The sequence below is a fragment of the Bacillus sp. MUM 13 genome, assembly GCF_001866725.1.
Taxonomy (GTDB): Bacteria; Bacillota; Bacilli; order Bacillales; family DSM-1321; genus Peribacillus.
The window spans coordinates 13,252-26,828 of the sequence record NZ_MLYQ01000002.1; the positions used below are offsets into that span (position 1 = coordinate 13,252).

Annotated in this window: 14 protein-coding genes; 9 read left to right on the top strand and 5 right to left on the bottom strand. The window is 39.6% G+C overall.

The window, feature by feature from the left end; genetic code table 11:
• Nucleotides 1-2: 2 nt before the first annotated feature.
• The 7 genes from BIV59_RS01050 (at nt 3) to BIV59_RS01080 (ending at nt 6,588) form a co-directional block, all read left to right on the top strand.
• Nucleotides 3-803: a two-component system regulatory protein YycI gene (locus BIV59_RS01050; protein ID WP_071349580.1), complete on the top strand. Its 801-nt coding sequence runs from the start codon at nt 3-5 to the stop codon at nt 801-803.
• A 5-nt stretch (nt 804-808) separates the two neighbouring features.
• Entirely contained in the window at nt 809-1,603 is a 795-nt protein-coding gene (locus tag BIV59_RS01055) for an MBL fold metallo-hydrolase (RefSeq protein ID WP_071349581.1), read from the top strand.
• A gap of 379 nt (nt 1,604-1,982) precedes the next feature.
• Entirely contained in the window at nt 1,983-3,197 is a 1,215-nt protein-coding gene (locus tag BIV59_RS01060) for a S1C family serine protease (protein ID WP_071349582.1), read from the top strand.
• A 203-nt stretch (nt 3,198-3,400) separates the two neighbouring features.
• Nucleotides 3,401-3,559, top strand: coding sequence for a CxxH/CxxC protein (locus BIV59_RS01065; protein ID WP_071349583.1), 159 nt, complete (start codon nt 3,401-3,403; stop codon nt 3,557-3,559).
• Nucleotides 3,560-3,664: 105 nt separating this feature from the next.
• Nucleotides 3,665-4,144, top strand: a complete 480-nt coding sequence (rlmH, locus tag BIV59_RS01070; protein ID WP_071349584.1) for a 23S rRNA (pseudouridine(1915)-N(3))-methyltransferase RlmH — start codon at nt 3,665-3,667, stop codon at nt 4,142-4,144.
• A 641-nt stretch (nt 4,145-4,785) separates the two neighbouring features.
• Nucleotides 4,786-5,217 (top strand): MarR family winged helix-turn-helix transcriptional regulator, encoded by a 432-nt coding sequence (locus tag BIV59_RS01075; protein WP_071349585.1) that lies wholly within the window; start codon nt 4,786-4,788, stop codon nt 5,215-5,217.
• A 381-nt stretch (nt 5,218-5,598) separates the two neighbouring features.
• Nucleotides 5,599-6,588, top strand: coding sequence for a hypothetical protein (locus BIV59_RS01080; protein ID WP_071349586.1), 990 nt, complete (start codon nt 5,599-5,601; stop codon nt 6,586-6,588).
• A gap of 752 nt (nt 6,589-7,340) precedes the next feature.
• Here BIV59_RS01080 and BIV59_RS01085 read toward each other — a convergent pair.
• The 5 genes from BIV59_RS01085 to BIV59_RS01105 all read right to left on the bottom strand — a co-directional run bounded on the left by BIV59_RS01085 (nt 7,341) and on the right by BIV59_RS01105 (nt 11,310).
• A complete protein-coding gene (locus tag BIV59_RS01085) occupies nt 7,341-7,967 on the bottom strand; it encodes a response regulator (protein ID WP_071349587.1) in 627 nt (208 codons plus the stop codon).
• A gap of 12 nt (nt 7,968-7,979) precedes the next feature.
• Entirely contained in the window at nt 7,980-9,098 is a 1,119-nt protein-coding gene (locus tag BIV59_RS01090) for a GAF domain-containing sensor histidine kinase (RefSeq protein WP_139194281.1), read from the bottom strand.
• Between the two features lie 89 nt (nt 9,099-9,187).
• On the bottom strand, nt 9,188-9,538 hold the full coding sequence (locus BIV59_RS01095; protein ID WP_071349588.1) for a VOC family protein: 351 nt from the start codon (nt 9,536-9,538) through the stop codon (nt 9,188-9,190).
• A 10-nt stretch (nt 9,539-9,548) separates the two neighbouring features.
• Nucleotides 9,549-10,580: an S-adenosylmethionine:tRNA ribosyltransferase-isomerase gene (locus BIV59_RS01100; RefSeq protein WP_071349589.1), complete on the bottom strand. Its 1,032-nt coding sequence runs from the start codon at nt 10,578-10,580 to the stop codon at nt 9,549-9,551.
• Entirely contained in the window at nt 10,570-11,310 is a 741-nt protein-coding gene (locus BIV59_RS01105; protein WP_071349590.1) for an SDR family NAD(P)-dependent oxidoreductase, read from the bottom strand. The genes BIV59_RS01100 and BIV59_RS01105 overlap by 11 nt, the downstream gene beginning before the upstream one ends.
• A 257-nt stretch (nt 11,311-11,567) precedes the next feature.
• Here BIV59_RS01105 and BIV59_RS01110 point away from each other — a divergent pair, with 257 nt between their 5' ends.
• Both BIV59_RS01110 and BIV59_RS01115 read left to right on the top strand, forming a co-directional pair.
• A complete protein-coding gene (locus BIV59_RS01110) occupies nt 11,568-12,797 on the top strand; it encodes a TerD family protein (RefSeq protein ID WP_071349591.1) in 1,230 nt (409 codons plus the stop codon).
• 260 nt (nt 12,798-13,057) lie between these two features.
• Nucleotides 13,058-13,555, top strand: a complete 498-nt coding sequence (locus BIV59_RS01115; RefSeq protein ID WP_071349592.1) for an LURP-one-related/scramblase family protein — start codon at nt 13,058-13,060, stop codon at nt 13,553-13,555.
• Nucleotides 13,556-13,577: the final 22 nt, after the last annotated feature.

The window sequence follows — 13,577 nt, forward strand, 5'->3', positions numbered from 1 at the left end:
GCGTGGATTGGAATAAAACCAAAACGATTTTCATTATGGTATTTCTTATTCTCGATATCTTTTTGCTGTATCAATTTATTGAAAAAAGAAACAGCAGCAAATACGACCTCATGTCAAAAACCTCTACAGAGGATTTGATTAAAGAGGATGACATTAAATACGTTAATATGCCCAAGGAAAGCCTGAAAGAAAAGTTCCTTATTGCCAAGAGCAAGGTCTTTGAAAAAAAGGATATACAGGAGCTTCAAAATCAGAAGGTGCAGATTTTAAGCGGAGGGACCCAGATCCGGGGGACATTCAAGAATAAAATCTCCCTGAGTGACAAGTTTCAGTCCAATCAGCTGGACACATATCTGAAGGGGAACATATTGAACGGCGACCAGTACCGCTTTTGGTCATATGATAAAACCAATAATGTTCTCATTTATTATCAGTATGCGGACAATAAGACCTTTTTTAACAATAGTAAGGGAAAACTGAAGTTATTTCTCAATGATAATCGGGAAATTGCTTCATATGAGCAAACATTTCTTGAAGGCATCAATGAACAGTCGAATAAGGAGAAGGAAATTCTGCCGGCAAGCCAGGCGATTGAAAATTTATACATCGATGGCGATATCCCTGCGAAAAGTGAAGTAAAAGCCGAGCTCGGTTATTACAATTCACTTCAGTCCTCCTCGGTTTCCAATCTGCTGATTCCTACCTGGAGAATTACTGTGAATGATAAGAAGGATTTGTTTGTAAATGCCTTTGACGGTGAAATCATTGAATTAAATACAGAAGAAAAAATACTATTGGAGTGAGTTTCATGACTATGCATTTTAGTGTTCTCGCAAGCGGGAGTACGGGAAATGCCTTTTTCGTCGAGACAGAGGATCAATCCTTTCTCGTGGATGCAGGATTGAGCGGCAAAGCGATGGAGGGTTTATTCAGCGAAATCGGCCGGGATATGTCCAAGCTATCCGGAATTCTCGTCACCCATGAACATAGCGATCATATTAAGGGCCTCGGTGTTGTTGCAAGGAAACATAATCTCCCAATCTATGCAAATAAGAAAACCTGGGATGCTATGGAGCGTTCCATAGGGGCCATTCCCCTGGAGCAGAAGTTCTCATTTGAAATGGAACAGGTCAAAACCTTTGGAAGCCTTGATATTCAATCCTTTGGTGTTTCACATGATGCGGCAGAACCGATGTTTTATGTCTTTCATCAGGGTGAGAAAAAGCTGGTTTTAATAACAGACACCGGGTATGTCAGTGACAGGGTGAAGGGCATCATTTCTAATGCAGATGCTTATATATTCGAAAGCAATCACGATGTTTCCATGCTGAGGATGGGAAGGTACCCGTGGAGCATCAAACGGAGGATTTTAAGCGATGTCGGGCATGTGTCCAACGAAGATGCCGCACTTGCCATGAGTGACGTGGCAGGCGACCGTACCAAGCGGATCTACCTCGCCCATTTAAGCCTTGATAACAATATGAAGGATCTGGCCAGAATGTCTGTGGAACAAACCCTGCAGACACAGGGCATAGTAATCGGCGAGCAATTCTCCTTGTATGATACAGACCCGAAAAAGCCTACAGAGCTTGTACAATTGTAGAATAGCAGGAAGGAATGAGAAGGAAATTTTCTTTTCATTCCTTTTTTTTGTTTTTTTAGGCTGGTTTCGAAATTTTGCTGCTATAGAACAAGGGGTTGATTTCCGCTATAGGATGCTGCGCTTTCCGGGCGGGCGGTGAGCCTTCTTCGGCTGCGCCTGCGGGGTCTCCCGCTAATCTAAGCAGGAGTCTCGTACCTTGCGCTCCAATCAGCCTGATTTAATAATGGGATTGCCTTACAGAACTCATAAAACCTGCTTAATCAGCCAATAAAAGTATATTTTTTTTATAAATGTAGAGTTCTTTGAGTATAATTATGGGTATAAACAAAGACTAGAAATTGCAATTATCGCATGTTTAAACAAGAGAGGATGGAAGGGATTGGGATATTACGACGACCACGATTTTGAAAATAGGAAACAAAGAAAAAAAGGAAGTAAACTCGGTTATTTTATGGCGGGGCTTGCGGGCGTCATCATCGGAGCCATTCTGGTATTGAGCATACTGCCGAGTCTTGGGATGTTCAAAAATAACGGGGATGAAAGTAATGTTTCCCAGGATGCAACAGTTCAAAACGGCAAAAGCGTCAATGAACATGTGAACCTGGATGTTACAACATCTGTCACGAAAGCAGTAGATAAAACAGGAGATGCGGTTGTCGGCATCGAAAATATCCAGAAATCAAGCTTCTGGGATCAGGATAACGGCAAATCCGCTTCGGCATCAGGTTCAGGGGTAGTGTATAAAAAGGCAAATGGCAAAGCGTACATCGTTACGAACAATCACGTAATTGAAGGTGCCAATGAACTTGAGGTAACATTAAAGGATGGCACCAAGCTTACGGCTAAGCTTAGGGGAAGCGATCCCTGGACAGACTTAGCGGTTATTGAGGTAGATGGAAGCAAGGTCAAAAAGGTTGCTGAATTCGGGAATTCAGACAAGCTGAAGCCAGGTGAGCCTGTAATAGCAATCGGCAATCCGCTTGGGCTGCAATTTTCAGGCTCCATTACACAGGGAATTGTGTCTGGGTTAAACCGTACGATTGATGTAGATATCAATGAAGATGGAGAAGTGGACTGGAATGCCGAGGTCATCCAAACCGATGCGGCCATCAACCCGGGCAACAGCGGCGGTGCACTGGTCAATATGGCGGGGCAGGTTGTCGGCATTAACTCCATGAAAATTGCCGAAAGCGCTGTTGAAGGCATTGGCCTTTCGATTCCAATCGATTCAGCCATTCCGATTATTAACGATATTGAAAAGTACGGTGAAGTGAAAAGAGCCTATATGGGAGTGAACCTTAGCTCTGTAGAGGAAATTTCTCAGTATCATCAGCAAAATACACTTAAGCTGCCTGCTGGAGTCAAATTTGGGGTTGCCATTACAGGTGTGCAGCCAAATTCACCGGCATCAAAAGCCGGCTTAAAGGAATTCGATGTCATCATTGCGATGGATAACAAAGAAATTAAAGACGTGGTAGGATTAAGAAAGTACCTTTATAATGAAAAGAAAATTGGCGACAGCGTAAAAATAACGTTCTACCGTGACGGCAAAAAGAAATCGGCAACAGTCCGGTTATCTGCTGAAACGATGTAATAAAGGCAAATATTCAGCGGGAAAGCAGTTGCTTTCCCGTTTTTTCATGCAGTAATGACGATTTTTCTTATTTCTGATAGGATAGATACGGTGTGGATAAAATATATTGAAGGCCGTTTATAGAGAATTGTGGATAAAAAAAGGCACAGGAGAAAAACAAGAATTATGTCGAAATATATGATATGTACAGGAGGCCTCCCTATATGATTTATTGCTGCAAGGAACATGTAGAAAAGGCGCTGGATACAGTGGTAGCAGAGCATGAAACGGCACCATTATTAGAAGAAATTCCAACGGGAAAACAGTTATCAACATGCTGTGAATATTGTCGAAACTCAGCTGTATATATGGTAGGGAACTAATATTCGCATACAACATGTGGATAGAAAATGTGTATATGTGGATAAGTATTGTGGATAACGTGTTCGTAAACTGTTTGTAACCTGTTTGTAAAGTGGGGATGAAGAATGAATATCAGTATTGTAACAGTAGGAAAGCTAAAAGAGAAATACCTGAAGCAGGGCATTGATGAATATCTGAAACGGCTATCCGCTTATGCCAAAGTTGAAATCATTGAGCTGCCGGATGAAAAAGCACCTGAAACACTAAGTGAAGTAGAAATGGAACAAATCAAAGAAAAAGAGGGAGAAAGAATCCTCCAGAAAATCAGCAGTGACGCCCATGTCATCGCCCTTGCAATCCAGGGGAAAATGAAATCATCCGAAGATCTTGCAGAAACCCTGGACAAGCTCGCTACATACGGAAAAAGCAAAGTCGCCTTTGTCATTGGCGGATCACTCGGTCTCAGCAAAGAAGTCCTGCAGCGGGCAGACGAATCCCTCTCCTTCTCAAAAATGACCTTCCCGCACCAGCTCATGAGACTGATACTTGTGGAACAGATTTACCGGGCGTATAGGATTAATCGGGGGGAACCGTATCATAAATAGTGGTAAAGCAGAAGGTTAAAGTTGCGCTTGAGAAAGAGTTGTTAGGAAGACTAATTCAATCATTAAACATAGAGAGAGTATTCTAGAAATTATTCTCTTTTCCGAATTAGTATTCTTAATCAAAATTTAATTCCAAAAGTTCACAGCTTACCAGTGATGATTTACCATCATTTACTCCGGCTCAAAAAACTTGTTTGGAACTAACAAAGAAAAGCCAGATCAATAAAAGGAAAACAGTTACTCTAATCGGAAAAATTTTAAAAAATTGGAACCGCGGAGATATTGAGACTACAGCTGCGATGATTAGATTATCCTCTCTTTGGCAGAACCGGACCAAAACATGGCAATGCCATCGAAACTAGACCCTTCGATGGTTATGTTCGTTATTTTAAGCTCTTTCATTAAGGTAATAATAATATAAAGAAGCCTAATTTCTCAATTTAATCCGAAGAAATTAGGCTTTTTTCATTGCTCCATTAAAGAGTCCATTTCTTGAATAAACACAACTTAAGTTTGCTGGCAACTGTTAATTATATTTGGTAAAATAGTAAAAAAAAATTTACTTTTTCTATAGTAAATCTTGACTAAATTACAAATTAGTAATAAAAACATTACTATACTCAATGAAGTGGTGATTGTTGATGGACGATAAAATTGCTAAAGAATATATTGCTTTGATACCAAATTTATTTAATAGCTTTAGTGAGTTAAACAAGGATTCATCCGAGTTAACACATACGCAGAATCATGTAATAGAGTTTTTGTATATGCAACAAAAACCGTTGAATATAAAAGATATAAGTATTGGTTTAAATATCACTAAGCAACAACTGACAAATATTATTAGTGATTTAGAAGCTCAAGGTTATTTAGTCAAGGAGCCTGATATTAAAGATAAACGTGCAGTGTTAGTTTCATTAACATCAAAAGGGAGGGAATTAGAAAATAAAAGGTGGACGGAAATATATCAAAGATTTATTGAAAATTTAACCAAAATAAGTAACGAAGAGAAACTAGATTTAGCCTTCTCTCTTCATAAGGTGAATGTATTACTAAAGAAGATGGAGGATTAAAAAATGAACCAAAGGGAACGAGTTTCGATAATAAGTATTGGTGTAATAATGGGGATGGTAATGTGATTAATACTTAAGGATATGTACAAATGCTTAATTACTGGTGCCGTTGTATCCTCAGTAATTATGGTAATACTAAACCAAAAAAACTTTAAAGACCAATCTTAAATAAATTAGTAAATAATGCAATTCAGGAGGTTTTTGATGGGGCAAATTTTCCGATGAAACTTGAAAATGAAAAGCATAATTAATTATTACTTACCATTATTGTATTGATTAATATCGGGTCCCGATGGTCTATTACCAGAAAGAAACAAGAGAAAATAGATCAGGCAGAATAGTGGTATGAGTGATTTTTATTTAATAGGAAGGATGAACTATATGATTTCAACCGGATTAACATTTGGGATTTACCCACTAAGCGTAGCAGGTACTCCTTTTGGTTTGACTACAGGTCCTGCTGATGACTACAAAAAAATTCAAACAGCTTTACAGGAACTGCGGGGTGATTCAAAAAAGCTGTTTCCAAGAACCTATCTCATTTATACAAAGGAATGGGAATCAAAAATGTTAGCAAATGCTGAATGCTATCTTGAATCTAATTTATTAGGAGACTTAACTATAGGGTGCGGGGATTGGACAAATAGTCAGGAACCAGAAATAGAACTCGATAATTGGCTAGGTTTTATTCGAAAAGTCATTAACAAGTACGGCTCTCATTTAGCTTCTCTTCAAATTACAAACGAACCTAATTTATCATTTATGGAAGGTTCGAAATCATATATAATGCAAGCCCTAGTAGAAGGAGTAATTGCAGCAAAAAAAGAAGCCCAATTGCTTAATCTACCGTTAAAGATTGGTTTTGGTTCGGTTCCGGAAGGCCCTGCATCGGTTCCACATTATTGGGAAAACCTAGCTAAATCTGGGAGTTCTATATTTATTGAATCTGTTGATTTTGTCGGCCATAATTTTTACGTGGACGTATTTGAAGACCATCCACTCGATTTAAATGAAATACCTGCTTCTGTTGAACATACGCTTCTCAATCTAAGGAGAAATCTTACTACAGTAGGCATACCTACTTCAGTCCCTATTCGAGTTACTGAAAACGGATGGCCCACAGGAAAAAATCCTGTTTCCAATATAGAAAGATCTTATGAACGTCAATCAGCTGTTCTTGAAACAGTAATACGGACAATCTATAATTTGCGAATCGAACTAAATATTTCCCATTATGAGCTTTTCGGACTTCGGGATGCAGATAGCTCCAAAGATGACCTTTTCCATCAATACGGGATTATTCGTGATGATTATTCTCCGAAACCTGCTTATAATACTTTTAAGAGTTTAATACAAGAGATGGGGATTTAAAAGCACCCCATCTATGACATACTAAAGTGTTATTCAACAATCTGGACCTATATGTAGTTTAATGTCGACCTTATTTCGCGTTCGTGCAATCTGTAGTTTATATAAGGGCTCTTTGTTAAATATTATAACGATACTCTACAATAGAAAACGGTACTCTCAAATCGGGTATAATTGTAAAAGATTCTTCGGTTTAATCCGCATTCTTTTGACGTTACACATTGGTGGACAATTTGAACAAGATTGCATTTCTAGAAAAATGGGATAAGTGGTATACCATGGTTTAATCAATAGTTCCTTTCCTTTCTGCAATTATTGGCTCATCGTCCGCAAGCATTGAATCATACTATCGTTAATACTCAGTTCAAAAGTTATAATTGTTTACCATTTTATTAGATTAGTTAATAACCTAGAATTACCGTTATTTAAATTCCGCATTTTATAAACTAAAACGGACAGGAAATACTTATCCTGTCTGTTTTTTTGCCTCTTAAATAACTACGGTGAACCGTATCATAAATAGAGGCGTTTTTTTGTTAAAATTGAAAAAACTCCAGATTATGGGAATAAAAGTATAAACTAGGCAAGAGATTTTTGTTTATCTTGTCTGGAATAGATAAAAAGTATCTCTGTCCACCAATTTCGAAAATCGATTCACCTTTATAGATCATTTTTTTAATTACTTATGCTGCATATCCTCGTAATTTATTCATCACCTTACCTCCAATTATTATTTTATTATATTCATGTTATTCCTAATCCACTAATTTATGCTTTACAGCAAAAAGTGCAGCTTGTGTGCGGTCAGCGAGTTCTAATTTTGAGAGTATATTAGAGACGTGTGTTTTGACTGTGCGTTCAGTGATGACTAGTGCATCCGCAATTTCTTTATTACTTTTTCCAGTCGCAATTTCTCTTAGGACTTCCAATTCACGTTTTGTTAATTCATTAATATTCTGTTTCGGATTAGATAAGCGAGTTAATAAGTGTGATGTGGCTTTAGGGTCTAACTCGTTGGATCCGTTGTATATCTTACGAATACACTGAGCGAGTTCATCAGGCTCGATATCCTTTAGCTGATACCCATTTGCTCCTGCCTCAAGTGCCGGTATAACATGATCCTGGTCGGAAAAGCTGGTCAACATCATAATTTTTATAGGGGGATATAATTTCTTGATCTGCTTTGTTGCTTCAATTCCATCCATTCCAGGCATGACGAGGTCCATTAAAATAAGATCAGGCTGCAACTGTTTAGCAAGCTGCACCACTTCTTTCCCATCACTGGCTTCCCCAACAATAGCCATGTCGGTTTGTGTACTGAGAAAAAAGGCAAGGCCTTTGCGGACCATATGATGGTCATCTGCGATAAGTACTTTGATCATAACGAGCCTCCTTTATAATGGGATTTTGATATTGATGGATGTTCCTTTCCCTTGTACTGACTTTACCGAAAACTGACCTTGTAAGTCTTCCGTTCTCTCGCGCATAGTTCTGAGCCCCAGAGATGGTAGGCTGGAGTCTTTGGAATATGAAAATCCGCAACCGTTGTCCGTAATCGTCAAGGTCACTAGTCGTGAAGTGGTGTGGAGATTGACCTCTACGTGATTGACTTGCGCATGTTTTTTGCAATTGGAAAGTGCTTCTTGGCCAATTCGCAGTAGAGCCTCTTCTATTTTTCCTGGCAGACTGGTTATACCGGTAACCGTCGTATTCATTGTTAATCCAAGTAATTCAGCATAGCCTGTAAGAGTACTGATCAAGCCGCACTCAAGACCCCGCGGCCGCAGCTGCCAGATGAGAGCGCGCATTTCCCCTAGAGCCTCCTGAGCAAGTTTTTGGATATGGGAAAAGGTTTGGTTGATTTGTTTTTCTTCTGACAGTTCCTTTCCTGCTCGTGCCGTGAGTGAAAGGGAAAATAATAGTTGGTTGACCGAATCATGCAAGTCCCTTGCTAAGCGGTTGCGTTCGGCGAGTAACGCATGTTCCTGCTCGCGCTGTGTTAAGGTAATTCGCTTGAGTGCTGTACCAATTTGATAGGCTACGGATTCCAGTAAATCTAACTCTGAGGCTTCAAAATGAGTCTTGTGCGGCGATCCTACATTAAGCAGTCCAAATCGTTCATCACCCGCCCGGAGCGGTACTGTCGCATGATGGGTAATGCCTAGATGGCTGCCGATGTTATTCTCAATGGCTTCCTCAATCCGTGCACATTCAATGATATTGGTTGCCTTTGTTAAAGTCTTTCTGTTATAACGGTCCACACACCAACAGTTCCCTTGGCACATGATGCGGTCTTGTTCATTAGCAAGTGCGGGTGGAAGGGACTGATGGGCTGCGAGCCGATGCATGCCATTATCGTCAATTAGAAATACCCAGCCAACTTTGAGTCCAGTAACATCAAGTAATTTTTTAAGAACCTCCTGTAAGACAGGAATTATATCTGTACCCTCATTTAATAGTTCTGCAATTTCTTTTAAAATATGAATCTCTTTATCTATCCTTCGAATGGTCAAAACACCCCCTCCTTTCCGTAAAAAAATAAGGTACTGCTATTATAACTTTTCGAGGATAAAAACAGCACAAGGATGTGCCCTTTTTTCTGCTAGGCCCTTTGTAAAAACTCAATGACTTCTCCGCTTGGTCCTTGAAAAAAAACTGTTTGTAGATTCTCTAGTTGATATGGCCCCTCTAATAGGGGAATGTCCTCTGCTAGCAGTCTCCTAATCGTTTCTTTAAGATGGGGTACTTCGAAACAAAAATGATGTTCACCTAAATCCTTGGTGACTTCTTTCACCAAAATGAGCTCAAGCGTACATCCATTAAGCTCTAAAAAAGGAATATCTGAACCTCGGAATTGAACAGTCCGGGAAAATGTAAACCCGAGTATGCGCTGGTAGAAGTCTAGGGATGCTTCAATGTCTGTCACTCCAATTGCGATATGATGCAGGTACATGTCCTACCTCCTATATGATTAAGTTCATATCACCAAACTCATGCCACAAATATTGCTCTTTGATGGCAAGTTCATAGGCATTATATAAATGTTCAGCTGACACAAAGGCGCAAAGCATATCAAGGTGACTCGCTTTGGGCTCGTGAAGTCCAGTTATAATGGCATCGACAATCTGGAGATGATAGTCCTTTGTGACATATAAATTTGTCCAGCCTGAAAGTTGCCCCATCTGAACGGCTGTTTCTAGTGCCCTTACTACAGTTGTACCGACTGCAATGACTTTATGTCCACTTGCCTTGGCCTGCTGAATATCATTCATTGTTTTTATTGGAACTTTGTATTCTTCATGATTTTCAGTGGGATCGTGTTCCCATTTATCGTCGAGAAAATAGCTTAATCCGGTGTGAAGTTGCAGGAACGCTAACTTGATGCCTTTTTTTTGAAGCTTCATGAATTGCTGCCAACTAAACGGCCGTCCAGCAGAAGGCATCTCAACTGAACCGGGTTTACTGGCAAAGACTGTTTGATAATATTCAAGTTCCCAAGGGGTATTGATATATTCATAACGTACTGGTTCACCTAGTGAATAAATGTCTTCTAATAGAGAGGTCCCTTTTTTGGAAAATCTAAGTCTTGAAATTGGACCATTACAAGGAATGTCTATAACTGTTGCAAAAAGCGTGTTAGAAAAGTGAAAGGTGTCCCCTGCTTTTAATTGATCGGTGACTGCCAGAACATCCCAAATATCATCATGAACCCTTCGTGCAAGGCGAATTTCTGTTTGATTAGTGAGCGTATTGTTCAGTCTGTGGTGACTTGCAATTAAGATGGCTGGCAGCGTTCGGCTATCATTTAGTACAATAACATCTCCTGGCTTGAGATAATCTTCTAAACTATAAAAAACATCATGTCGAACCTGTCCTGTATTTCTGTCAAGCACCATCAGTTTAACGTGGTCCCGACGTATGCCTCTGCGTTCTGGTGGTGCTGTAGCGTTAAGTTCATCAGGAAGATAGAAATTAATAGAAGTGTTAGAAGTCATGAGAGTCACTTCCCTTTTGAAAGTTTTGTGCCATGAAACGCTGCCCATTTATTTGGCTTGAAGCCTCTGATGCTAGGTATAAAAATACAGCAACAATATCCGCGGGATCGGCTAATTCATAATCTGCATCTGGGATAGCGAGTGCGTGCATCTCCGTATCCATCTCACCTGGATCAACCATGTTAATTCTGACGTTTGTATGGCTCACTTCGTCAGCCCACGTTTGTGTCAGACCTTCGACAGCAAATTTGGATAACCCGTATGCCCCCCATCCGGCATATCCGGTGTGCCCTGCTTCAGAAGTTACATTAATAATCGACCCTTCGTTACGCTGAAGCATTCCTGGGAGAACGCGTTTGCTAACTAGGAATGGAATGAGCGTGTTCACTTTTAATACCTCTGTAAAGTCTTGTTCTGGATAATCCAGCAGATAGGGCATCGGGCTAGGGCCAAGAATGGAGGCATTGTTAATGAGCACATCAATTTGGCCAAACGTTTCCTCTGTAATAGATACAAATTTTTCAACGTCTCGTGTGAGGGAGACATCGGCTGGTATCGCTATTACAGGTGAGCCAAACTGTTCAAGTTCTTTTTGAACCGCAGTAATTGCTTCAGGGTTACGTGCACAAATAGCCAATTTGGCACCTCCTTTTGCAAACGCGATAGCTAACGCATTTCCCAAACCTTTTGATGCACCAGTAATCATCACAACTTTATTACGAAAATTCATATATCAACAACTCCCTTTACGTTTTTCTTCCTGACTTTATTTTATGATGTAATATTTGTAATTTCGTCCTCAAAAGGAGTGAAGTTTCTCTAATACTTTTGATACAGATACAGTGTGGATACATGGTTTGAAAGACGTTCAAAAAGCAGAATTGAGGGGGAAGGAACATAATGGTATGATTAAATTCAAAAATAATATGTAAAAAACATGGAGATCCATCAGCAGGTTAAGGGATCGGTGAATAGGGAGAGGGTAAAATGAACCAATTGCTTCAGATGGGAGCGAATACACCGTTAAGCTCCTCTAAAGGTACGGTTACTGTCAGCTATGATAAGTCTGATTTAATAGATATTTCCTTAACCGCTTTTCTTTTAACAGATTCAGAAAAGGTACAGGGAGACAGCGGGGTTATCTTTTATAATCAGCCAACGACTATCTCTGGTGTAGCGGCACTTATGCCAACGGAGGAAATAGGCCATACAAAAGTACATAAGATTCATTTTGACATGAGTAAAGCTCCACAAGGTATTGCCAAAATAGCTATAACTCTTACGGAGGATAATAGCACGGGCTTTGCTAATGTAAAAAACTTAAAGGCACAAATAAGTTCAGAGGGAACTGTTATCGATTTTGTTCCATCCAGTTTTAAAAATGAAAATGGGATTGTTGCGTTAGAGGTATATGTAAGAAATGGCCAGACAAAGGCGAAGTCCATTTGGCGCGGATTTGATTCTGGGCTTGATGGATTATGTAACCATTTTGGTGTTGAGGTTGAAGATGAGCAAAACAAGCCTTCTGAACCTAACACTATTCTGCAGCAGCCGTCCAAGGCTCCCGCTGCAGCAGTTCCTGAAAACAAAAACATGCTTCCTTCAATCAGCCTAGAAAAGGTGAAAGGTAAAATCAGTCTAGACAAAGGGCAAAAATCGGTGATCATTGAAAAAACGCCCGAAATTACGGCTACGGTATCGTGGAAGACGGGTACCGATTACGATATATATGCTTTAGTTTATACAAAGAACGGCAAGCAGATAGATGTTGCTATGTTTGGGGCACAAGGAACTCCTCCCCTCAGAACCTATGGCAACGGTGCGGTTGAGCATATGGGAGATGTGGGAAGAGATAATAAGTCGATGAAGACAGAGACCATTAAATTAAGGCTAAATAATGATATTCTCGCCGTTGTTCCTGTGGTGTACTCTGCTCAGTCAAATGGAACAGGTTCCTTTTACAGATACAAAGTGTCCATGAGTATAGATAACCACAAAGGCACCTCCGTTACGATATCCTCCAAAAATGCAAATAACAATGATAGAATCTATACCTGTGTGCCAGGCATTCTTCATAATACGCAAGATGGCATTGCAATCACTCCATTGGAGCTGTATAGTGCCCCGAACTCTGAATTCAGGCCAAAACTTAGGATGGGTGCTTCCAATATGGTAGAAGTTTTAATGGATTCTGGGCCAATAAATGATTACAAGTAGACCGAAATTAATAGCTAAACAAATAGAAGAGGGCTTAACCTAAATGGGTAAGCCCTCTTCTTGCTATTCCAGGTTAGAAGACCACACCCTGTTAGTTGATTTGCTGACATTGTATGCAAATAGTAAAGGATTTTTTTATCCTGAGCTCTTTTTAGCCGCTTTTTAATGAGTTTTTATTTAGAATTTTATGAATAATTATGAAACAAATGCTCATTTCAAACGTAAATATTGTAAAAGACGTAAGCTTGGGAGGCATGAGTATGAGGCAGCTTTATATTAAGCAGAAGGTATTCAGTCTTAGCGGGAAATTTACAGTAAAGGATCAGCAGGAGAAGGATATATATTACGTGGAGGGTAGTTTTATGAAAGTTCCAAAGACTTTCTCCATTATGAATACAGAAAGAGACGAAGTAGCACTCATTACAAAAAAGATGTTCAGCTTTTTACCAAAGTTTTTCGTTGATGTGAATGGGCGGGATGTAATTACTATAAAGAAGGAATTTTCCTTCTTAAAAGCACGTTATTCAATTGATGCGGAAGGCATTGAAGTACATGGTAATTGGTGGGATATGGATTTTCAAGTTTTTCATCATGGTAAACTTGCAGGCGAAGTGAGCAAAGAGTGGTTCACTTGGGGAGATAGTTACAAAGTTCAAATTATAGATGAAGAACTGGAAACCATAATTATTGCACTTGTTGTTGCCATTGATTGTGTAAAGGCTGATCAAGCTGCTGCTTCTTCATCAGCGTCGATTTAGCGCAGAAGTGAATTAAAAGGCT